Annotated in this window: 10 protein-coding genes; 6 read left to right on the top strand and 4 right to left on the bottom strand. The window is 63.5% G+C overall.

Going from position 1 to position 22,765, the window contains the following annotated elements; translation table 11 throughout:
- Positions 1–24 precede the first annotated feature (24 nt).
- Complete coding sequence (locus BLV67_RS14455) at positions 25–12,915, bottom strand: non-ribosomal peptide synthetase (protein ID WP_069788105.1); 12,891 nt, start codon at positions 12,913–12,915, stop codon at positions 25–27.
- A 51-nt stretch (positions 12,916–12,966) separates the two neighbouring features.
- Positions 12,967–13,719, bottom strand: a complete 753-nt coding sequence (locus BLV67_RS14450) for a thioesterase II family protein (RefSeq protein WP_065911512.1) — start codon at positions 13,717–13,719, stop codon at positions 12,967–12,969.
- Between the two features lie 300 nt (positions 13,720–14,019).
- Between BLV67_RS14450 and BLV67_RS14445 the strand changes: the two genes are divergently transcribed.
- Entirely contained in the window at positions 14,020–14,571 is a 552-nt protein-coding gene (locus tag BLV67_RS14445) for an RNA polymerase factor sigma-70 (RefSeq protein ID WP_005789991.1), read from the top strand.
- A 187-nt stretch (positions 14,572–14,758) separates the two neighbouring features.
- On the opposite strand, the gene BLV67_RS14440 is transcribed toward BLV67_RS14445, so the two are convergent.
- Together BLV67_RS14440 and BLV67_RS14435 are read right to left on the bottom strand one after the other, a co-directional pair.
- Positions 14,759–15,547, bottom strand: coding sequence for a substrate-binding periplasmic protein (locus BLV67_RS14440; RefSeq protein WP_065911514.1), 789 nt, complete (start codon positions 15,545–15,547; stop codon positions 14,759–14,761).
- 93 nt (positions 15,548–15,640) lie between these two features.
- Positions 15,641–16,264, bottom strand: coding sequence for a TetR/AcrR family transcriptional regulator (locus tag BLV67_RS14435; protein ID WP_065911516.1), 624 nt, complete (start codon positions 16,262–16,264; stop codon positions 15,641–15,643).
- A gap of 153 nt (positions 16,265–16,417) precedes the next feature.
- Here BLV67_RS14435 and BLV67_RS14430 point away from each other — a divergent pair, with 153 nt between their 5' ends.
- The 5 genes from BLV67_RS14430 to BLV67_RS14410 all read left to right on the top strand — a co-directional run bounded on the left by BLV67_RS14430 (position 16,418) and on the right by BLV67_RS14410 (position 22,679).
- Complete coding sequence (locus BLV67_RS14430; protein ID WP_069788104.1) at positions 16,418–18,196, top strand: acyclic terpene utilization AtuA family protein; 1,779 nt, start codon at positions 16,418–16,420, stop codon at positions 18,194–18,196.
- 12 nt (positions 18,197–18,208) lie between these two features.
- Positions 18,209–19,081 (top strand): SDR family oxidoreductase, encoded by an 873-nt coding sequence (locus tag BLV67_RS14425; protein ID WP_065911520.1) that lies wholly within the window; start codon positions 18,209–18,211, stop codon positions 19,079–19,081.
- Between the two features lie 3 nt (positions 19,082–19,084).
- On the top strand, positions 19,085–20,698 hold the full coding sequence (gene atuC, locus BLV67_RS14420) for a geranyl-CoA carboxylase subunit beta (RefSeq protein ID WP_069788103.1): 1,614 nt from the start codon (positions 19,085–19,087) through the stop codon (positions 20,696–20,698).
- Positions 20,699–20,763: 65 nt separating this feature from the next.
- The gene (gene atuD, locus BLV67_RS14415) at positions 20,764–21,921 is read left to right on the top strand and encodes a citronellyl-CoA dehydrogenase (RefSeq protein WP_069788102.1); all 1,158 of its coding nucleotides are present in this window, start codon (positions 20,764–20,766) and stop codon (positions 21,919–21,921) included.
- The gene (locus BLV67_RS14410) at positions 21,918–22,679 is read left to right on the top strand and encodes an enoyl-CoA hydratase/isomerase family protein (protein ID WP_065911527.1); all 762 of its coding nucleotides are present in this window, start codon (positions 21,918–21,920) and stop codon (positions 22,677–22,679) included. The genes atuD and BLV67_RS14410 overlap by 4 nt, the downstream gene beginning before the upstream one ends.
- Positions 22,680–22,765: the final 86 nt, after the last annotated feature.

Below are 22,765 nucleotides of genomic sequence, written 5' to 3'. Positions count from 1 at the left end.
CACGCTCTGCGTGGGAACGATCAGTTACAAACCTTCCAACTCCGCCATCAAATCACTCAACCGATCGACCTTCTCCGCACTGATCTCATTGGCCGCGAGGCCGTTGATGTACTCGGCCAACTCCGCCACCGTGCTGCACTCGAACATTGCCCGCAGCGGCACATCCCGTTGCAGGGTTTTCTGCACCCGCGAAGCAATCTGCGTGGCCAGCAATGAATGCCCGCCCAACTCGAAGAAGTTGTCCTGCACGCCTACCCGTTCAACCTTCAGCACCTCGGCCCAGATCGCCGCCAAGGTCGCTTCCAGTTCGTTGCGCGGCGCCAGGTAGTGCTGGCTGTGCAGTTGGCCAATCTCCAGGGCCGGCAGAGCCTTGCGGTCCAGCTTGCCATTGGCGTTCAGCGGCAAGCGGTCGAGCCATAGCCAGTGCAGCGGCACCATGTATTCCGGCAATTGCGCGCGCAGGCGCTGCTTGATACGGTCCATGCGCTCACCTGGGTTCAAGGCTTCATCGGCCGCCACCAGGTAACCCACCAAATGCTTGCCGTTGACGCCTTCCTGCACGCCGACTGCCGCATCCCGCACTTCTGGCTGTTCATGCAGGCGCGCTTCGATTTCACCCAGTTCGATGCGGTAACCACGAATCTTCACCTGATGGTCGATACGCCCGACATACTCCAGCACACCATCATTGCGCCGACGCGCCAGGTCGCCGGTGCGGTACAAGCGCTCGCCCGGCGCGCCAAACGGGTTCGGCACAAACACCTGGGCGGTGCGCAACGGGTCGCTGACATAACCACGCCCTACGCCCGTGCCTGCCACACACAACTCGCCCACAGCCCCTTGCGGCACCAACTCCAGCGCACCGTCGAGCAGGTACAAACGGTTGTTGTCGGTTGGCGTGCCAATCGGCAGGTACGTGCCACGGGTCGACGCCAGGTCAACGCGGAAGAACGCCACGTCATCCGAGCACTCCGCCGGGCCATAAGCGTTGACCAAGCCGATCTCGGGGTAACGCAGCAACCACTGGTGCGCCAGCTCCGGCGGCATGGCTTCACCCGTCGGCAGCATCCAGCGCAAGCCATCCAGGCTCATGCGTTCTTGAGCGAGCATGCCCTGGATCAGCGACGGCACACTCTCCAGCACGGTGATGCCCTGCGCCTGCACATGCGCCAGCAAACCCTGCGGATCATGGGCGATGCTGTTCGGCACAATATCCACCCGCGCGCCAAACAGCGGCGCGGCGAGGAACTGCCACACGGAAATATCGAAGCTCTGCGAAGCGGTCTGCGCGATCACATCCTTCTCAGTCAGTTGCAGATACGGCACCTTGCTCAACTGGTTATTGAGCATGCCGCGCTGTTCCACCATCACGCCTTTGGGCAACCCCGTGGAGCCGGAGGTGTAGATCACATAGGCGAGGTTATCCGGCGCGCTGTAGATGCCCGGGTTTTGCCCACGGCCGGGCACTTCTTCCCAGACCAGCAGCTGGCAGTCGGTGCCGTCCAGCAATTCAATCGCCTGCTCGCGGCACGCTTCAGTGCACACCAGCAACGGCGTGCGGCTCAGGTCGATGATGCGGCTCAAACGCTGGCTTGGCAGGCCAGGGTCCAGCGGCAGGTAACCGGCACCGGCCTTGAAGCTGCCGATGATCATGCCGAGCAAATCCAGGTTACGCTCGGCCAGCAGCGCCACCGGCTGATCCAGCCCGACACCGGCCTCAATCAGCGCGTAGCCCAGGCCGTTGCTGCGGCGGTTCAATTCATCGTAGGTCCATTGCTGGTCGAGGCAACTGGCGGCGATGCGCTGCGGATGCTGCGCCACCTGCGCTTCGAACAGCTCGATGTAACTGCGCGCCAGCGGGTAGTCATGCTCGCTCTGGTTGCAACCGTCGACCAGGAACGCCCGCTCCTGCTCACCGATCAGCGGCAGGTCGGCCATATCACCATGGAAGCCCTGCACCAACGCCAGCAACAGACGCTTGAACTCGCCGAGCATGCCTTGCACGGTGGTTGCATCGAAATAACGCTGGTCGTAGGACAGGTGCAAGCCGAGGTCATCGCCCGGATAACACACGGCCGTCAACGGGAAGTTGGTGTGGGTGCGGCCGGAATCCGAGGTGGCGTTCAGGCTTTGCGCACGGTCCAGCACCGACACTTCCACCGGCGCGTTTTCAAACACGAACAGGCTGTCGAACAGCGGCTGGCCCTTGGGCAGTTCGCTGTGTTCCTGAATGGTCACCAGCGGCAGGTACTCGTATTCGCGCAGTTGCATATTGCTGTCGAGCAGGCCGCTCAGCCACTGGCGCACGCTGCAAGGCTGGTCGTCTTGCGGCAGTTTCACCCGCAGCGCGATGCTGTTGATGAACAGGCCGACGGTGCGTTGCATCTCGGGCATTTCCACTGGGCGCCCGGCCACCGTGACGCCGAACAACACGTCTCGCTCACCGCTCAATCGCCGCAGCACCAAGGCCCACGCCGCCTGGGCGAAGGTGTTGACCGTGAGTTGATGGGCCTGGGCCAGTTCGCGCAATTGCGCACCGTCGCGGGCATCCAGGCGGGTGTAGCAATCGCCCACCACCATGCCGCCGCTGTGGCCGGCGTGTTCACGCAGGAACGGCCGGTCGCTCGGGATCGGCGTGGTGCGCTCAAAGCCTTGCAGGTTCTGCTGCCACCACTGGCGTGCTTCATTCAGGTTCTGGCGTTGCAGCCAGGCGATGTAATCGCGGTAGCGCGGCGGCGTGGCCAACTGCGCCTCGCGACCCTCGCCGAGGGCCATGTAAATATCGAAGAAGTCATTCATCAGCAACGAGCGGCACCAGGCATCGATGAGGATGTGGTGGTTGCTCATCATGAACCAGTAGCGCGCTTCACCGACGCGGATCAGGCGCAGGTGGAACGGCGCCTGGTTGAGCAGATCAAACCCGGCCTCGCGCTCGGCCTTGAGCAAGGCTTGCAGACGCGGCTCCTGTTCGGCTTCGGGGTCATTGCTCCAGTCCAGGTAGTCAATCGGCGTGCTGCCCGGCTTGTGGATCACTTGCAGCATGTCCTCGCCGACGTTCCAGCAGAACGACGCACGCAAGGCTTCATGCCGGGCGATCACCGCCTGCCAGGCTTGGGCGAAACGCTCGGGGTCCAGAGCGCTGTTGATGCGGTAGCGGTCCTGCATGTAATAGAGGCCGGTGCCCGGTTCCAGCAAGGTGTGCAGCAGCAGGCCTTCCTGCATCGGCGTCAGCGGGTAAACGTCTTCGATGACATTGGCCGGCACCGGCAGGCTGTCGAGCTGTGCTTGAGTCAGGTGCGCCAGCGGGAAGTCGGACGGCGTCAGGCCGCCCGCCTCGTCGTTGAGGCAATGCGCGATCAGGCTTTGCAGCTCGCTCACGTACGCCTGCGCCAGTTCACGGATGGTCTGTGGGTCATGGCGCTCACGGCTGAAGGTCCAGCGCAGCAGCAACTCACCGCCATACACCTGGCTGTCGACACTCAGCTCATTGGGCAGCGGCGCATCCGGATCGTGGGCCAGGCCCGCCGATTCATCCAGCGGGTGGAACAGTGCATCGGCGCCGAAGCTCTGGTCGAACTGGCCGAGGTAGTTGAAGGTGACCTGCGCCGTCGGCAGCGCGGCCATGGCCTGCTTGCACTGGTCGTCCGCCAGGTAGCGCAGCACGCCATACCCCAGGCCTTTATGCGGCACGCCGCGCAGTTGTTCCTTGATGGCCTTGATCGAGTCGCCCTGCCCGGCGTGCGGTGTCAGGCGCAGCGGGTAAGCGCTGGTGAACCAGCCGACGCTGCGGGTCAGGTCGATCTCATCGAACAGGGGTTCACGGCCATGGCCTTCCAGTTGAATCAAGGTCGAGGCGTGCCCCGTCCAGCGGCACAGCACGCGGGCCAAGGCGGTCAGCAGCAGGTCGTTGACTTGGGTGCGATACGCGCTCGGCGCCTGTTGCAATAACTGGCGGGTGTGTTCGGCGCCCAGGCGCACGCTGACGGTCTCAGCCTCGCGGTTGCGCAGCGAACCCTGTGCCCGCGCCACTGGCAGTTCCACCGCAGGACCGGCCAGTTGGTCTTGCCACAGGCTCAACTCTTCACGCAGGGATTCGCTGCCGGCATAAGCGCGCAAGCGCGCAGCCCAATCGCGCAATGCGCTGGTTTTGGCCGGCAGGCTGACGGACTGGCCGTCGCTCAACTGACGGTAAACCGTTTGCAGGTCCTCCAGCAGAACGCGCCACGACACGCCGTCCACCACCAGGTGATGAATCGCGATCAACAGGCGTTGCTGGCCTTGCGGGCCGTCCACCAGCAAAGCCCGTAACAGGGGGCCATGCTCAAGGTTCAGGCTGCGTTGAGTGTCAGTGAACAGCGCGGTGCAACCCTGCATGTCGCGCACTTGCGCCTGCATCAGCACGCCGCCTTGGGGCACGGCCAAGTGCTCGGCATGCCAGTGTGCGTCGCGCGTGGAGAAGCTCAGGCGCAAGGCGTCGTGATGTTCCAGCACCGCCAGCAGCGCTTGCTCCAGGCGATGGGGCTCCAGCAATTGCAGGGGCTTGAGCAACAATGCCTGGTTCCAGTGCTGACGGTTGGGGATCTCGGTATCAAAGAACCAGTGCTGGATCGGCGTCAGGCCCGAGCTGCCGGTGAGCAGGCCTTGCTCGGCGGTCACCCGTTCGGTACGCGTGGCCACAGCGGCCAGGGTTTGCACGGTCTGGTGCTGGAACAAATCCCGTGGGCTGAAATGAATCCCGGCCTGCCGCGCACGGCTGACCACCTGGATCGACAGGATCGAGTCACCGCCCAGCTCAAAGAAGTTATCGTCCAGGCCGACTTGCTGCACGTTCAACACCGCGCACCAAATGGCCGCCAGGCTTTGCTCCAGCTCATTGCGCGGCGCCACGTAGGTTTGGCGATTGGCCTCAGGGTCGGGCTGCGGCAAGGCGCGGCGGTCGAGTTTGCCATTGGCGGTCAGCGGCATGCTGTCGAGCACGATCAGGTGGGCGGGCACCATGTAGTCCGGCAGCTGCGCCTTGAGGTGCGCCTTGAGTGCATCACGCAAGGCAGCAGGGTCGGCGTCGCTGACCAGGTAGGCCGCCAGCTGTTTACCACTGGCTGAATCCAGCGCCAGCACCACGGCTTCGCGCACGGCTGCGTGCTCCAGCAGCCGGGTTTCAATTTCGCCCAGTTCAATACGGAAACCGCGAATCTTCACTTGATGGTCGACACGGCCCAGGTACTCCACCAGGCCGTCGGCGCGTTGGCGCACCAGGTCGCCGGTGCGGTACAAACGGCCGCCATCGGCAGCAAACGGATCGGCGACAAACCGCTCGGCCGTCATGCCCGCACGTTCGTGATAACCCTGGGCCAGACCGGCGCCGCCGACATACAGCTCGCCGGTCGCGCCTTGGGGCACCAGCGCCAGGTCGGCGTCGAGAATGTAAGCCACGCGAGCACCGATGATGCTGCCGATCGGCACGCTGGCGGCGCCCTCTTCCAGCACCTGCGGCGCCAGGCTGGCCAGCGGCATCACCACGGTTTCGGTCGGGCCATAGGCATTAAAAAATAGCTCGGGCTGGAACGCCGCACGAATCCGCTGCAAGTGCTCGCCGGTCAGTGCCTCGCCGCCGGTGATGCACATGCGCACCGGCAGAGTCTGTTGCTGGGTCGCCAGCCATTGCGCCAACTGGCTGCCGTAGCTGGGGGTAAAGCCGAGGATAGTGATGCCATGGGCGCGGATCAGCGCGCAGATTTCTTCGGCATCCCACTGGCCTTGGGCGCGCAACACCACCTGCGCACCGCTGAGCAGCGGCACCAGCAAACGCTCGGTGGCGGCGTCGAAGTTGATGGAGTAGAAGTGCAGCTCGCAATCATCCGCGCGCATGCCAAAGCGCTCGATCACGGCCTGGCAATGCATGGCGATTTCACCGTGGGACACCACCACGCCTTTCGGCTTGCCGGTGGAGCCGGAGGTGTAGATCAGGTACGCCTGATGTTGCGGCAAGTTGATAAACGGCAGCGCGTCGGCAGGGTAATTGGCCAACACCGGCAAGTCATCTTCCAGGCACCAGCAGGCGACCGTCGCCGGCAATTCGCCAAGGGCTTCGAACATCGCCGCATCGCTGAGCAGCAGGCCGAGGCCGCTGTCTTCGATCATGTAGTGCAGGCGGTCGAGCGGGTATTCCGGGTCCAGCGGCACATAAGCGCCGCCGGCCTTGAGGATCGCCAGCAGGCCGATGACCATTTCCAGCGAGCGCGGCAGCGCCAGGCCGACCCGCACCTGCGGGCCAACGCCGCGCTCGCGCAGCATCCACGCCAGGCGGTTGGCGTGCTCGTCCAGTTCGCGATAGCTGAGCGTCACCCCGGCAAAGGTCAACGCCGGTGCATCGGGCCGGGCCAAAGCTTGTTGGCTGAACAGCGGGTGAAGGCACTGATCCAGACGGTGTTCACCCGCCTCGATACCCAGACTGCTCTGCAAGGCGCGCTGCTCAGTGGCGGTCAGCAAGGGCAACTCGCTCAGTCGCTGTTGCGGGTTAGCGATCAACGCTTCCAACAGGTTTTGCCAATGTGCGGCCATCCGCGCAATGCGCGGCTCGTCGAACAGGTCGGTGCTGTAGGTCAGGCAGCAACCCAGGCGATGGTCGAGGTCGGTGACTTCCAGGTTGAGGTCGAACTTGGTCGCCCGCGCATCGTTGACCAGGTACTCAACCGTCATGCCCGCCAGTTGGCGGCTCTGCTGGAATTCCCAGCGCTGCACGTTGCACATCACCTGGAACAGCGGGTTATACGCCGCGCTGCGCGGTGGCTGCAGGGCTTCCACCAGATGATCGAATGGCAGGTCCTGGTGCGACTGGCCTTCGATCACGGTATGGCGCACTTGCTCGAACAACTCGGCCACATTCATCTGCCCATCGAGCTGGCAACGCAGCACCTGGGTGTTGAGGAACGCGCCGATCAGACCTTCGCTTTCCGGGCGAATGCGGTTGGCCACCGGCGCGCCGATGCGCAGGTCGGTCTGGCCGCTGTAGCGGTAGAGCAACACCGCCAGGGTGGCGGTCATGGTCATGAACAGCGTCAGGCCACGTTCGGCGTTAAAGGCGCGCACGCGAGCGGCCAAGTCGTCGCTGAGATCGAAGCGGTACAGCTCGCCCCGGTGGCTTTGCACCGGCGGGCGTGGGCGGTCGGCGGGCAGTTCCAGCAAAGGATGCTCGTGACCCAGCTGTGCGGTCCAGTAGTCCAGTTGGCGTTGGCGCTCGCCAGCCTCCAGCCACTGGCGCTGCCACACGCTGTAGTCGAGGTATTGCACCGCCAGCGGCGCCAGCGGCGAATCGCGTTCGTCGATAAACGCCTCGTACAGCGCGCCCAGTTCTCGGGCAAAGATGTCCATGGCCCAGCCTTCGGTGACGATATGGTGCAGGGTCAGCACGAAGTAGTGCTCCTGCTCGCCGGCCTTGACCACGCAGGCGCGCAACAGCGGCCCGGTTTCCAGGTTGAACGGCGTGTGGGCTTGTTGATCGGCGAAATCCTGCAGGCGCTGCTGACGCTCAGCGTCGGTGAGCGCGGAGAAATCCTGCCAGTCCATGCGCAGGCCGGTTTGCGCCGCGACCTTTTGGTACGCCACGCCATCGACGCTCGGAAAGGTGGTGCGCAGGGTTTCGTGGCGCATGATCAAGGCTTGCAACGCGGCCTCAAAACGCCCCACATCCAGCACGCCACGCAGGCGCGCCATGCCGCCGACGTTGTAGGCCGGGCTGTCGGGTTCCATCTGCCAGAGGAACCACATGCGTTGTTGGGAATAGGACAACGGCACCGGCGCGCTGCGGTCGACCCTGGCAATAGCGGTTTGCTGATTGCGTTGGTCAGAGGCCTGGATCAAGCCGACCTGCTCGGCAAATGTGCCCAGCTCGCTGGCTTCGAACAAGGTGCGCAACGGCAATTCGACGTCACAGGCCTGACGGGTGCGCGAGATGATTTGCGTGGCCAGCAACGAATGGCCACCGAGGGCGAAAAAGTCGTCGCCCAGGCCGATACGTGGCAAGCCCAGCACTTCGCGCCAGATCGCGGCGATTTGTTGTTGCAGCGGCGTTGCAGGCTCGATGTGTTCACGGGTTTGCCACACCGGTTCGGGCAAGGCCCGGCGGTCGAGTTTGCCGCTGGGGCTCAGGGGCATGGCGTCCAGGCGCATCAGTAATGCGGGCACCATGTACTCCGGCAACTCGGCGGCCAGGGCGGTTTTCACCGCTTGCTCGGTAAGCTGCGCAAGCGCGGTGTAGTAGCCGATCAGTTGTGCATCACGCACCAGCACTACGGCTTGTGCGATGCCGTCCAGCGCCAGCATCCGGGCTTCGATTTCTTCGGGTTCTACACGAAAGCCACGCAATTTGACTTGTTGATCGAGGCGGCCCAGGTACTCGAGCACGCCATCGGCGCTCCAACGCACGCGGTCGCCGGTGCGATACAGGCGTGTGCCGGGTTCGCCCAACGGGTCGGCGACAAAACGCTCGGCGGTCAGCCCAGCGCGGCCCAGGTAACCGCGCGCCAGGCCGATGCCGCCGATGCACAGTTCGCCCGGCACACCGGCCGGCAACGGGTTGAGTTGCTCATCCAACACGCGGCAGATCACATTGCCCAGCGGCCGGCCGATAGGCGAGCGCTCGCCATCCGTAAACTGGCAATGCCAATGGGTCACGTTAATCGCGGTTTCGGTCGGGCCATAACGGTTGTGCAGTTGCACCGCCGGCAACTGCGCCAGCACGCGGTTACGCAGCTCGGCAGGCAAGGCTTCACCGCCGGAGAACAGACGCCGCAGGCTGGTGCACTCAGCCACCAGTGGCTCGTCGATAAACAGCTGCAACAGCGGCGGCACAAAGTGCAGCGTGGTCACGCCATGTTCCTGTACCAGCTGCGCAATGCGGTGCGGGTCGCGATGTTCGCCAGGGCCGGCCAGCACCAGGCGGCAGCCGGTGATCAGCGGCCAGAAGCACTCCCACACCGACACGTCAAAGCTGATCGGCGCCTTTTGCATCAGCACATCGGTGTCGTTCAGTTGATAGGTGGCCTGCATCCACTGCAAGCGTTCGGCCAGCGCCGCATGGGTATTGCCCACGCCTTTGGGCTGGCCGGTGGAGCCGGAGGTGTAGATAACGTAAGCGAGGTTGTCGCCATTCAAATGCAGGCCAGGCGCGTGGGTCGGCCAGCTGTCCAGATGCAGGCTGTCCATGGCGATCACGCACACGCCTTCGGTGGCCGGCAGCAGTTCAAGCAGTGCGGTTTGAGTCAGCAGCAGGTGCACGCCGCTGTCCTTGAGCATGTAGGCCAGACGCTCGGCGGGGTAATCCGGGTCGAGGGGCACATAGGCGCCACCGGCCTTGATGATTGCCAACAGGCCAATCAGCAGTTGCGGCGAACGCTCGGCGGCGATGGCCACGCACACATCCGGGCCGACGCCTTTGTCACGCAGGTAGTGGGCCAGGCGGTTGGCCTGAGTGTGCAATTGGGCGAAGGTCAGGCTGCCGTCTTGCCAGACCAGCGCGGTGCTGTCCGAAGTCTGTTGGCCGAGCAGTTCGGGTAACCACTGCTGAGCCGGGGCACACGGAGCTTCGCTCCATGGTTGCTGCTCGTCTGTGTGCATCAGTTTGAGGTCGCCGATGGCTTGCTCGGGCTGCTCGCACACTGCTTGCAGCAGGCTGATGAAGTGCTCGGCCAGGCGCTGGACGGTCGCGCTGTCGAACAGCTCATCGGCGTAGTCGAACGCCAGGCTCAGGCGCCCGTTGCGGTCTTCTTCAGAGTGCAGTTGCAGGTCGAACTTGGCTTCGCGGCTATGCCATGGCAGCTCTTCGGCAAGCATCCCCGGCAAGCGGCGCAAGGCGCTCAAGTCGCGCTGCTGGTGGTTGAACATGACCTGGAACAGGCCTTGTTCGCGGGCCTGGGGGAAGGCTTCCAGCAGCTGTTCGAAGGGCAGGTCCTGGTGGGCCTGGGCGCCCAGTGCAGCCTGGCGCGTGGCAGCCAACAGCTGATTGAATGGCAGGCGCCCGTCCAGTTCGGCGCGCAGCACCAAGGTGTTGATGAAGAAGCCGATCAGGCCTTGGGTTTCCTGGCGCGGGCGGTTGGCGTTGGGCACGCCGATACGGATATCGCGCTGGCCGCTGTAGCGGTAGAGCAGGCTCTGGAACGCCGCCAGCAACACCATGAACGGGGTGGACTCATGGGCTTGAGCCACCTGGCGAATCGCTTCGCTGAGCGCTGCGTTCAAGCGCACGCTATGGCGCGAGGCACTGTGGGTGTGCAGCGCAGAGCGTGGATGGTCGGTGGCCAGGCTCAGGGCCGGGTGCTCCTCACCCAACTGCGCCTGCCAATACGCCAATTGCCGCTGGCCTTCGCCTTCGGCCAGCCATTGGCGTTGCCAGCTGCCGTAGTCGGCGTATTGCAGGGCCAGAGGCGGCAGCTTCAGGCTTTGGCCCTGGATCGCGGCGGCGTAGAGGCGCGAGAATTCGTCGATCAGAATGTTGAGCGACCAACCGTCGGCGATGATGTGATGCAGGGTCACCAACAGTTGGTGATCTTCATCGTCCAGGCGCACCAGCGTTACCCACAGCAACGGGCCTTTTTCCAGGTCGAACAGGGTGCGCGCCTCGTCCTCGCGGATCTGCTGCGCGCGGGCTTCGCGTTCGGTGGTTGGCAGGTCGCTGAGGTCGATCACTTGCAGCTCGAAACCCGTGCTGGCCTCGACGCGCTGGAAGGCTTGGCCATCGCGCTCATAGAAGCGCGTGCGCAGGGCTTCGTGGCGCTGGATCAATTGCTGGAAGCTCGCACGCACCGCATCCTCGTCCAGCTCGCCGCGCAACCGCAGGGCGCCGGGGATGGTGTAGGCGCTGCTGTGGGGGTCCAGTTGCCAGGTGATCCACAGGCGGTTCTGTGCCAGGGATTGCGGCAGGTCATCCTGGCGTGACAAGGCCTGGATCGCGCCTTGAGCAATGCCGCCGTCCTGCTGCAGCTGCGCCACCTTGGCGGCGAACGCCGAGAGCGTCGGCGCTTCGAACAGCAGGCGCAGGTTCAGCTCCAGGCCCAGGGTTTCACGCAGGCGCGCGACCACTTGGGTGGCAGTGATGGAATTACCGCCAAGCAGGAAGAAATGGTCATTGGCCGCGGCCGTTGCGACCTGCAACTGCTCGCACCAGATCGCTGCAATCTGCTTTTGCAGCTCGGATTCAAGCAGCGATTGACTGGCCTGGGCTTGCAGATTCGGGAACTGCGCGTAGCTGTCGAGGCTGCCATCGGCATGACGCAGCGCGCAGGCCGAACGCTGCACCTTGCCGCTGGAGGTTTTGGGCAAGGCGCCGGGGTTGAGCAGTACCACCACGCTCGGGGCTTCTTGATACGCCTCGGCCACCGCTTGGCGAATCGCCTTGATCAAGGCGTCGGGCGGCAGAATTTTCTGCACGCTGCGGCTGATTTCTGCGGCGATGCCGATGCCTTCCAGGCCCTGGTCCTGCACGGCAAAGGCGGCGACACGGCCCTTGCGCACCACTTCGACTTCGCGCTCGACGGTCTGCTCGATGTCTTGGGGATACAGGTTGTGACCGCGCACGATCAGCAGGTCTTTGAGGCGGCCGGTGATGTACACCTCGCCGTCGCGGATAAAGCCCAGGTCGCCGGTGCGCAGCCAGGTGCGGCCGGCGTGTTGTACAAAGGTCTTGGCGCTGGCCTCGGGGTTGCGCCAGTAGCCGTGGGCGATGCTGGGGCCGGCGGCCCAGAGTTCGCCGACACGGTTGTCGGGCAGTTCGGTGAGGGTGTGCGGATCGACGATCAGCACCGCATGCTCCGGCTGGCTGGTGCCGCAACTCATGATCGCGCTGCCCTGCCCCGGTTCGGCACGGTTGGCGGCCAGCGCCTGCTCATCCACACGCAACGCGGGGATGCCTTGACCACGGGAGCCACCGGCAACGAACAAGGTCGCCTCGGCCAGCCCGTAGGAGGCGAAGAAACTGTTCGGGGTGAAACCACAGACCGCGAACTTTTCGGCGAAGCGTTCCAGGGTGTCGAGGCGGATCGGCTCAGAACCCGAATAGGCCACGCGCCACTTGCTCAAATCCAGACGTTCCAGCGCGGTTTCACTGACCCGCTCACTGCACAGCCGATAGGCGAAATCCGGCCCGCCGCTGATGGTGCCGCCGTATTCGCTGATCGCTTCCAGCCAGCGCAATGGCCGGCCGAGGAAGTACGCCGGCGACATCAACACACAGGGCACGCCACTGAAGATCGGTTGCAGCAAGCCGCCGATCAGGCCCATGTCGTGGTACAGCGGCAGCCAGCTGACGATCACATCATCCGGGTGCAGATCAATGCCGAAGCCGCGACGGATCAGCACTTCATTGGCCACCAGGTTGCCGTGGCTGACTTGCACGCCTTTAGGCAGTGCGGTGGAGCCGGAGGTGTATTGCAGAAAGGCGATGTCGTGCGCTTGCAGTTCGGGTTCGACCCAACTGCCGGCGTTTTCGAGCGTATCGACGCTCAACACCGGCGGCGCGTTTTCGATCTGCGCCAGGCCGTCGGCGAGGCTGGCGATGGTCAGCAGCAAGCGCGGCTCGGCATCGCTGATGATCGACAGCAGGCGCTCCTGATGATGGCGCTTGGTGGACTCCGGCGGATAGGCCGGCACCGCGATAACCCCGGCGTACAGGCAACCAAAGAACGCCGCGACGTAATCCGGGCCGCTGGGAAACAACAGCACCGCACGGTCGCCCAATGCCGCATTGGCCTGCAAGGCGGCGGCGATGGTGCGGGCGCGCTGGTCGAGGTCGCGGTAACTGAGCACAACGCTGTCTGCGGCGGATTCGGCCAGGAAGCGCAGGGCCACCTGGTCCGGGGTCTGCGCGGCGCGGTGTTGAAGGGACTGGACCAGGGTGCGGGGAAGTTCGAAGGCGTCCATCATGGGGTTCCTGCCTGAAATCGGCTTACGGGAAAATCGGGAATTGGGGCCGTGCTAAACGGCAGCCAGTTGGCGCGCCGCATCATTGCGCCAGCGGGCCAGGTGCTCGTCGGCATAGCGGCGCAGGCAGCGCAGCACCGCGCTTTCGTGCTGCACGAGGAAGAAGTGGTGACCGTCGAACATGTCGAGGGAAAAGCCGCTGGCGGCATCGAGCTGCCAGTCGAGCAACTGGTCGGCGCGTACGCTGTCCTGCTTGCCGCCAAATACGTGGATCGGCATGCCCAGCGGCGCGCGCTCGCCATAGGTGAAGCTGCCGCACAACAGGAAGTCGGCGCGCAGAATCGGCAGCATCAACTGCATCAATTCCGGATTTGCCAGGGCCTCTTCGGCGGTGCCCTGCAGCTCGCGCAGGCGGGCGATCAGTTGTTCATCGGTCTTTTCAATCGCGTATTCGCTGACATCGCGGCGCGCCGGGCCGGCGGTACCGGAGGCAAATAACGCCAGCGGCGCGGGCAGATTGCGTGCCTTCAGGGCATGCGCCAGTTCAAATGCCAGCAGACCGCCCAGGCTATGGCCGAACAGTGCATAAGGGCTACCCAGGTCACGACCGATCTCGTCGGCAAGCTGCGCCGCCAAGGTTTTGATATCGCGCTGCAACGGCTCATCCATGCGCATGCCGCGACCCGGCAGCTCCAGCGGGCACACCTGCAACCAGTCAGGCAGCGCCCGGCGCCAGCGCACATAGACCATCGCGCTGGCACCCGAGTAGGGCAGGCAGAACAGGCGCAATCGCGTGGAAACGCTCATGGGTTGAGGTCTCCAGACTGAAACACGCTGCCTGCACGATAAAAACCCATTTCGCCCTCCTGCGGGTGCTGATCCCTGGCCGTTTGCTAACGGACCTGTCACCCAGAAGAACGGACGGCCCCGGCAAATAATTAGTCGCCGGGGGCGAGCGAGACGTGGTTCACACTCAACAGGAAAGCATAAGATTAGTTCGTCTTCTCATTTGACAATCATTATCATTCAACATAATTTGTTGCCCGATGTGTAGGAGGCCTCAGCCAGGACGCCCTCCCCCAACTCTTTCGCAACAAGGTGATTTCCATGACGGAACAAGTATCCACAGGCAGGTGCGACTCACCCCTTTTGCAGGCATTCGTCGACAATCGACTTATTTTGGTGAAGATCGCCGCCCGGATTACCGGCTGCCGCTCACGTGCCGAAGACGTCGTGCAGGACGCCTACTTTCGGCTGCAATCAGCGCCGACCATCACCTCGTCGTTCAAGGCGCAATTGAGTTATCTGTTCCAGATCGTGCGCAACCTGGCCATCGATCACTACCGCAAGCAGGCCCTGGAGCTCAAGTATTCGGGGACGGAAGAGGAAGGCTTGAATGTGGTTATTCACGGCGCTTCACCGGAAACCTCGCATATCAACTTCAATACCCTGGAAAACATCGCCGACGCCCTGACGGAGCTACCCCAGCGCACCCGCTATGCGTTCGAGATGTACCGTTTGCATGGCGTGCCGCAAAAGGACATCGCCAAGGAGTTGGGCGTGTCCCCAACCCTGGTCAACTTCATGATTCGTGATGCGCTGGTGCATTGCCGCAAGGTGTCGGGCAGCCATAGCGATACGTTTGCGCGCAGGGTGTGAAGCTGTAGGGATATGTGGCGAGCAGGCTTGCCCTGCGTTGGGCGCGAAGCGGCCTCAATAAGGCCACCGCGTTCTTCCAATTAGTACCGAGTGTCTGGTTTTAGGGCCGCTTCGCAGCCCAACGCAGGGCAAGCCTGCTCGCCACAAAAAGCCTGCTCGCCACACCAAGCGTGCTCAACCCAGATAATCAGGGCACCGGCATCACATCAATGCGATACGGCTCGAAGATCTTCAACAGCTCCCCGCTGTCACGCAGGTGTTTGAGCAGCTCAGCGAACGCAGGCCCTGTGATCGGCGCTTTGGGGCGTACCAGCGCGTAGTGGTGATACACCTGGTCAATCCGCTCCGAGACCAGGAACTGCCCGGCCATGTCCGCGTTACGCACCATGAAATCGCTCAGGTACGAACGCGTGACCAGCGCAATATCGGCACGCCCGCGCGCCACCATCAGCAGGTTGCTGTCATGGGAGTAGGTCAACGTGGCGTTGAAGTGTTCGGCCATGTTCCTGGGGTCGGGGTTGAAACCGGCAAAGGCGTAGTGATAACCGCTGAACACCGCCAGGCGCTTACCGGCAAGGTCGGTGAAATAGCCTTGGTCGCGGCCGGGTTTACGTTGGGCGACGAAAATTTCTGCATCTTCCAGGCCCATGTCGACACTGGTGTGGGGAATACCCTGCCAACCCCAGTCGGGGTTTTCGAAGATGGCCATGTCGACCCGGCCTTGCTCGAAATCACGAAAGCGCCGTGGAATCGAGGTAGGCACCAGCACAAACCGGTAGTCGGTTTGCGCAGCGTTCAGGGCTTCTATCAATTGCGGCAATAAACCGGTGTCGGCGCCCTGCTCGGGCCGAACGGTGTAGGGCGGGAAGTGTGCGGCGCCGATCCTGACCCATTGCGCGGCCGACACCGGCAGCCACCACGCGGTGCCCAGTGCCCATATAGTCAGTCCTGCAGCCAGCCGCCATGGCGAAAACATTGAGGCACACACCGTTTAACACTCTGATGGCAATAAGCTAGGCGTTTTTGTCAGGTGAGACAACTTTCCGTCGGCAAATTAATAGCTTGCACCTCAATCGGCTTTAAGCACCATCAACAGCGCCTGCTCGGCCAACTGCTCGAGGGTCAGGCTGCCTTCGGCGCGAAACCAGGTGGTGGTCCAGGACAAGGCGCCGGTCAGGAAGCGCCGAGTGATAAACACATCCCCGCGGATGTAACCCGCCGCCTTGGCCTCGCCCAGCACTTGCAGCCAGATGTCCTCATACACATCGCGCAGCGCCAGCACCTGGGCCTGGCCCTCGGCCGACAGCGAACGCCATTCATAAACCAACACCGCCATGGCCTCGCCACTGCCGCCCATGATCGACTGCAACTCGCAGCGGATCAGCGCCAGCACACGTTCGCGCACGTTGCTGGCCTCTTCAAGTGAAGCACGCATCATCGCGGTGTTGTAGTGGATGGTTTCCTCCATCACGGCACGCAGGATCTCGTCCTTGCTCTTGAAGTGATGAAAGATACTGCCGGACTGAATGCCCACGGCACTGGCCAGGTCACGCACGGTGGTGCGCTCGAAACCCTTGTTGCGAAACAGGTGAGCCGCGGTTTGCAGCAACTTGCCCCGGGCACTGTCGGGGTCGGTCAACTGGCCGCCGTCGACCATGGTGCGCATCACCCGCAGGGCTTTGTGCTCATCCATGCTGCTCTCCTTCATCTCTACTGACGTCTTGGGCGGCAATTTAGGCCGTGGCCGTCAGCCAAGCAAGCGCTTGGGCAAAACTTATGTCAACGGTTTACAAACCAAGCGCTTGCTTGGTAGTCTCGATGCCAGCCATCGGAGGAGGGATTTCTCATGAGCAAAACGGTTCGTATCGGCTGCGCCAGCGCCTTCTGGGGCGACACCTGCACGGCTGCCGCCCAACTGGTGCACGGCGGCGCCCTGGATTACCTGGTGTTCGACTACCTGGCGGAAGTCACGATGTCGATTCTTGCCGGTGCGCGGATGAAAGATCCCCAGGCCGGTTACGCCACGGACTTTGTCGAGGTGCTCACGCCGTTGCTCGGCGATATCCAGCGCCAGGGCATCCGCGTGATCAGCAACGCCGGCGGCATCCACCCCCACGCCTGCGCCGCCGCCCTGCAAGCGGCCTGCGACAAGGCCGATGTGCCGCTGAAAATCGCGGTGCTGCTGGGCGATGACCTGCAACCTCAACTCAAGCAACTGCACAACATCACCGATATGTTCAACGGCGCGCCCCTGCCGCCAGTGTGCGTCTCGGCCAATGCCTACCTCGGCGCACCCGGCATTGCCCAGGCACTGGCGCTGGGCGCCGATATTGTGATTACCGGGCGCGTGGTCGACAGCGCCGTGGTCAGCGCCGCGTTGGTGCATGAATTCAACTGGTCGTGGCAGGACTACGACCGCCTCGCTCAAGCCGCGCTCGCCGGGCATATCATCGAATGTGGCGCGCAGTGCTGCGGCGGTAACTTCACCGATTGGCGTGATGTACCGGACTACGAGCACATCGGTTTTCCCATCGTCGAGGTCAGCGCCGACGGCCAATTCAGCGTGAATAAAGTCGCCGGCACCGGCGGGCTGATCAGCGAACTCAGCGTGGCCGAACAGTTGCTGTATGAAATCGGCGACCCGCGCGCGTATTTACTGCCCGATGTAATCTGCGATTTCAGCCAGGTCAACCTGCAGCAGCAAGGCAAAAATTGCGTGCGCCTGCACGGCGCCAAGGGTTTGCCGCCCACCGACCAGTACAAGGTCAGCGCCACTTACCCCGACGGTTTCCGCTGCACCGCCAGTTGCCTGATCGCCGGGATCGACGCGGTGGCCAAGGCGGAACGGGTCGGCCAGGCGATCATCAACAAAACCTCGGAGCTGTTCAGCCAACGCGGTTGGGCGCCTTACACTGAGGTCAATATCGAACTGCTTGGCAGCGAAGCCACCTACGGCGCCCACACCCAGCGCCAGGATTGCCGCGAGGTGGTGGTGAAATTGGCGGTACGCCACCCGAGCAAGCAGGCCTTGGTGCTGTTCGCGCGCGAGATCGCTCAGGCGGCGACCGCCATGGCGCCCGGCTTGACCGGCATCGTCGGCGGGCGGCCGACGGTGTACCCGCTGATCCGGCTGTTTTCATTCCTGATCGACAAGTCATCCTGTACGCCGCTGGTCGACTTCCAAGGCGAGCGTCACGCCGTTGCGTTGCCTTCATCAGCGCCCATGCGCACACCCGCCGCACCGATCGATCCGCCCAAGCCCGAAGGCCGCGCCGACGCCAGTGTGCCCCTGGTGAAACTGGCCGTGGCGCGCTCCGGCGACAAGGGCAACCACAGCAACATCGGCGTGATCGCCCGCCACCCCGACTACCTGCCATGGATCGCCGAAGCACTCACGCCGGAGGTGATCGTCGACTGGATGAGCCATGTGCTCGACCCACTTCACGGCCGTGTCGAGCGCTGGTACTTGCCCGGCAGCCACAGCTTGAATTTTCTGCTGGAAAACGCGTTGGGCGGCGGCGGCATCGCCAGCCTGCGCATCGACCCGCAAGGCAAGGCCTTCGCCCAGCAGTTGCTGGAAATTCCCATCGCCGTGCCGCAACACCTAGCCGATCAACTCTCCTAAAGGACCGTCGCCGTGGCCTTCGACTCGATCTTCAAAGCCGACCTGTTCCAGGGGCAAACCGTGATAGTCACCGGCGGCGGCAGCGGCATTGGCCGCTGCACCGCCCATGAACTGGCGGCCCTTGGCGCCAGCGTGATACTGGTGGGGCGCAAGCCGCAAAAGCTGCAAAACGTCGCGGCCGAAATCGCCGAAGACGGCGGCACCGCGCACTGGCAAGCCTGCGACATTCGCGATGAAGAAGCGGTGAAAGCGCTGGTCACGCAGATCCTCCGCGAGCACGGGCCGATCCATGGGTTGGTCAACAACGCCGGCGGCCAATACCCGTCGCCACTGGCGTCGATCAATCAAAAAGGCTTTGAAACCGTGCTGCGCACCAACCTGGTCGGCGGTTTCCTGATGGCGCGGGAAGTGTTCAACCAGTCGATGAGCAAGCACGGCGGCGCCATCGTCAACATGCTCGCCGACATGTGGGGCGGCATGCCCGGCATGGGCCACTCGGGCGCAGCACGTTCAGGCATGGACAACTTCACCAAGACCGCCGCCTTCGAATGGGGTTACGCCGGGGTGCGCGTCAACGCCGTTGCGCCGGGCTGGATAGCATCCAGCGGCATGGACACCTACGAAGGCGCGTTCAAGGCGGTGATCCCCACCTTGCGCGAACACGTGCCGCTCAAACGCATCGGCACCGAATCGGAAGTCAGCGCGGCCATCGTGTTTTTGCTCAGCCCCGCCGCCGCCTTTATCAGCGGCAGCACCTTGCGCATCGACGGCGCCGCCAGCCTGGGCAGCCGCGCCTGGCCGCTGCACAAAGCGCAGCCGCCGAGCGAGGCGTTCAATGGTTTCCACCGTGCGTATTTGCCCGATGTGCTGAAGACGGAGCCCTAAACCATGCCGGTGATTGAAAGCCTGATCGACGCCCACAGCCCACAGTTCGCGCAAAACCGCGAAGCCATGCTCGCAAGCATCCAGCAGTTACGCCAGCTGGAGCACAACCTGCTCGCCAAAGCCCAGGAAGCCAAGCCCAAGTTCGACAAACGCGGCCAACTGTTGCCCCGCGAGCGCCTCAACCTGCTGCTGGACCCCGGCGCGCCGTTTCTGGAATTGGCCAGCCTGGCCGGCTACAAACTCCACGACGACAAAGACGGCAGCGCCGCCGGTGGCGGCCTGATTGCCGGTATCGGCTACGTCAGCGGCGTGCGCATGCTGGTGGTAGCCAACAACAGCGCGATCAAGGGCGGCACCATTTCGCCGTCCGGCCTGAAAAAATCCCTGCGCCTGCAACAGATCGCCATGGAAAACAAACTGCCGGTGGTGACCCTGGCCGAAAGCGGCGGTGCCAACCTCAACTACGCGGCGGAGATTTTCGTCGAAGGCGCGCGCAGCTTCGCCAACCAGGCGCGCATGTCGGCCATGGGCTTGCCGCAGATCACCGTGGTGCACGGCTCGGCTACCGCTGGCGGGGCGTATCAGCCGGGGCTGTCGGATTACGTGGTGGTGGTGCGCGGCAAGGCCAAGCTGTTTCTGGCCGGGCCGCCGCTGCTCAAGGCCGCCACCGGCGAAGTCGCGACCGACGAAGAATTGGGCGGCGCCGAGATGCACGCGCAAACCGCCGGTACGGCCGAATACCTGGCGGAAAACGATGCCGACGGCGTGCGCATCGTGCGCGAAATCGTCAGCCTGCTGCCTTGGGATGATCGTCTGCCGCCTGTTCCACAACGGGCTTACAAGGAGCCGCTGTATCCGATTGACGAGTTGCTGGGACTGATCCCCGACGACCCGAAAAAACCCTACGACGTGCGCGAAATCCTCGCACGCCTGGCCGACGGCTCACACTTCCTCGAATTCAAAGGCGAATTCGATGCCCATACCGTCTGCGGCCACTTGCATATCCAGGGCCGCGCCGTCGGTGTGATCGGCAACAACGGCCCCATTACGCCCAAGGGCGCGAGCAAGGCGGCGCAATTTATCCAACTGTGCGACCAGAGCCGCACGCCGCTGTTGTTCCTGCACAACACCACCGGCTTTATGGTCGGCACCGAGTCGGAGCAACAAGGCGTGATCAAGCACGGCGCGAAGATGATCCAGGCGGTGGCCAATGCGCGGGTGCCTAAACTCACGGTAGTGGTCGGCGGCTCTTATGGTGCAGGCAACTATGCGATGTGCGGCCGTGGCCTGGACCCACGGTTTATCTTCGCCTGGCCCAACAGCCGCACGGCGGTGATGGGCGGCGCGCAGGCGGGCAAGGTGCTGCGCATCGTGACTGAGGCCAAGCAATTGAAAGACGGTTTGGTGCCCGACCCCAAGATGCTGGACATGCTCGAACAGGTCACCGCGCAGAAGCTCGACAGCCAGTCCACCGCGCTGTATGGCAGCGCCAACCTGTGGGACGACGGGCTGATTGATCCGCGCGATACCCGCACGCTAGTGGGGTTCTTGCTGGACATCTGCCACGAGGCCGAGGTGCGCCAACTGCAGCCCAACAGTTTTGGTGTAGCGCGCTGATCGTTCCCACGCTCCGCGTGGTAATGCAGCCAAGGACGCTCCGCGTCCCAACAAGGAGAACAACCATGATCTTCACCCAGGAACACCAGGAACTGCGCCGCACCGTGCGTGCCTTCGTCGACCGCGAGATCAACCCGCATGTGAACGAGTGGGAAAAAGCCGGGCGCTTCCCCATTCACGAGATCTTCCGCAAGGCCGGCGACCTCGGCCTGCTGGGCATTTCCAAGCCGGAACGATTTGGCGGCATGGGCCTGGACTACAGCTACTCAATCGTGGCCGCTGAAGAGTTCGGCACCATTCACTGCGGCGGCATCCCCATGTCCATCGGCGTGCAGACCGACATGTGCACGCCCGCCCTCGCCCGCTTCGGCTCCGATGAGCTGCGCGATGAGTTCCTGCGCCCGGCCATCAGCGGCGAGCAGGTGGGCTGCATCGGCGTCTCGGAAACCGGCGCCGGCTCCGACGTGGCGGGGCTTAAAACCCACGCGCGCAAGGACGGCGACGACTACGTGATCAACGGCAGCAAAATGTGGATCACCAACTCGCCCAGCGCCGACTTTATTTGCCTGCTGGCCAACACCTCCGACGACAAGCCGCATATCAACAAATCACTGATCATGGTGCCGATGACCACCCCAGGCATCAGCGTCAGCACGCCGCTGGAAAAGCTCGGCATGCACAGCTCCGAGACCGCCCAGGTGTTTTTCGACGGTGTGCGCGTGCCGCAACGCAACCGCATCGGCCACGAAGGTGCGGGGTTCATGATGCAAATGCTGCAGTTCCAGGAAGAACGCCTGTTCGGCGCGGCCAATATGATCAAGGGCCTGGAGCACTGCATCGACAGCACCATCGAATACTGCAAAGAGCGCCAGACCTTCGGCAAGGCGCTGATCGACAACCAGGTCATCCACTTTCGCCTGGCCGAGTTATCCACCGAAATTGAATGCCTGCGCGCGCTGGTCTACCAGGCCACCGAGCAATACATCAAAGGCCAGGATGTGACCCGCCTGGCCTCCATGGCCAAACTCAAGGCCGGGCGCCTGGGCCGTGAAGTCAGCGACAGCTGCCTGCAATACTGGGGCGGCATGGGCTTTATGTGGGACAACCCGGTGGCCCGCGCCTACCGTGATGTGCGGCTGGTGTCGATTGGCGGCGGCGCCGACGAAATCATGCTGGGCATCATCTGCAAATTGATGGGCACCCTGCCCGGGAAAAAATCATGAACACCCTGCTGCTCGAACCACACAACGGCGTGCTGCACATCACCCTTAACCGCCCCGCCAGCCGTAATGCGATGAGCCTGGAGATGGTCAACGAACTGCAGGCGGTCTTGGCACAATTGGACAGCCAGGTGCGCGCCGTGGTGATCAGCGGCGCCGGCGGGCACTTCTGTGCCGGGGCGGATGTGAAAGACATGGTCATGGCGGGCGGGCAGTTGCAGGCGCTGAACCGCGCCTTCGGCACCCTGCTGCAAGCCGTCGAAGCCGTGCCGCAAGTGGTGATCGTGGTGCTGCAAGGCGCCGTGCTGGGCGGCGGGTTTGGGCTGGCGTGCGTGAGTGATATCGCGATTGCCGACCACCAGGCGCAGTTCGGCCTGCCGGAGACCAGCCTGGGCTTGTTGCCGGCGCAGATTGCGCCGTTTGTGGTCAAGCGCATTGGCTTGACCCAGTCGCGGCGGCTGGCGCTGACGGCGGCGCGGTTTGATGGGGTTGAGGCGCAGCGATTGGGCGTGGTGCATTACGTCGAGCGCGATGCACAAGCCTTGGCAGAGCGGCTGGATGAAGTGCTGGGGCAGGTGTTGCGCTGTGCGCCGGGGGCGAATGCGCGGACTAAAGCGCTGTTGCTCGCCAGTGTGGAACAGCCGGTCGGCCCGCTGTTGGATCAGGCCGCGCAGTGGTTTGCCGAGGCGGTGAGCAGTGAGGAAGGGATTGAGGGGACGCAGGCTTTTGTACAGAAGCGTAAGCCTGGGTGGTGCAAATGACGCTTTCGCGAGCAAGCCCGCTCCCACATTTTGATGTGTGAACCCCTTCAAATGTGGGAGGGGGCTTGCTCCCGAAGAGGCCAGCA

Origin of the sequence: Pseudomonas salomonii (genome assembly GCF_900107155.1) — a bacterium.
Lineage (GTDB): Bacteria > Pseudomonadota > Gammaproteobacteria > Pseudomonadales > Pseudomonadaceae > Aquipseudomonas > Aquipseudomonas salomonii.
Note: the sequence above shows the minus strand (reverse complement) of the source record. Positions and strands in the feature narration are given on the sequence as shown.

Bases quoted from the DNA above. Each gene is read 5' to 3' on its own strand.
- BLV67_RS14410 (WP_065911527.1), top strand. From the start codon at position 21,918: ATGAACACCCTGCTGCTCGAACCACACAACGGCGTGCTGCACATCACC.
- BLV67_RS14455 (WP_069788105.1), bottom strand. From the start codon at position 12,915: ATGATGGACGCCTTCGAACTTCCCCGCACCCTGGTCCAGTCCCTTCAA.
- BLV67_RS14430 (WP_069788104.1), top strand. From the start codon at position 16,418: ATGAGCAAAACGGTTCGTATCGGCTGCGCCAGCGCCTTCTGGGGCGAC.
- BLV67_RS14445 (WP_005789991.1), top strand. From the start codon at position 14,020: ATGACGGAACAAGTATCCACAGGCAGGTGCGACTCACCCCTTTTGCAG.
- BLV67_RS14450 (WP_065911512.1), bottom strand. From the start codon at position 13,719: ATGAGCGTTTCCACGCGATTGCGCCTGTTCTGCCTGCCCTACTCGGGT.
- BLV67_RS14440 (WP_065911514.1), bottom strand. From the start codon at position 15,547: ATGTTTTCGCCATGGCGGCTGGCTGCAGGACTGACTATATGGGCACTG.
- BLV67_RS14435 (WP_065911516.1), bottom strand. From the start codon at position 16,264: ATGGATGAGCACAAAGCCCTGCGGGTGATGCGCACCATGGTCGACGGC.
- atuC (WP_069788103.1), top strand. From the start codon at position 19,085: ATGCCGGTGATTGAAAGCCTGATCGACGCCCACAGCCCACAGTTCGCG.
- atuD (WP_069788102.1), top strand. From the start codon at position 20,764: ATGATCTTCACCCAGGAACACCAGGAACTGCGCCGCACCGTGCGTGCC.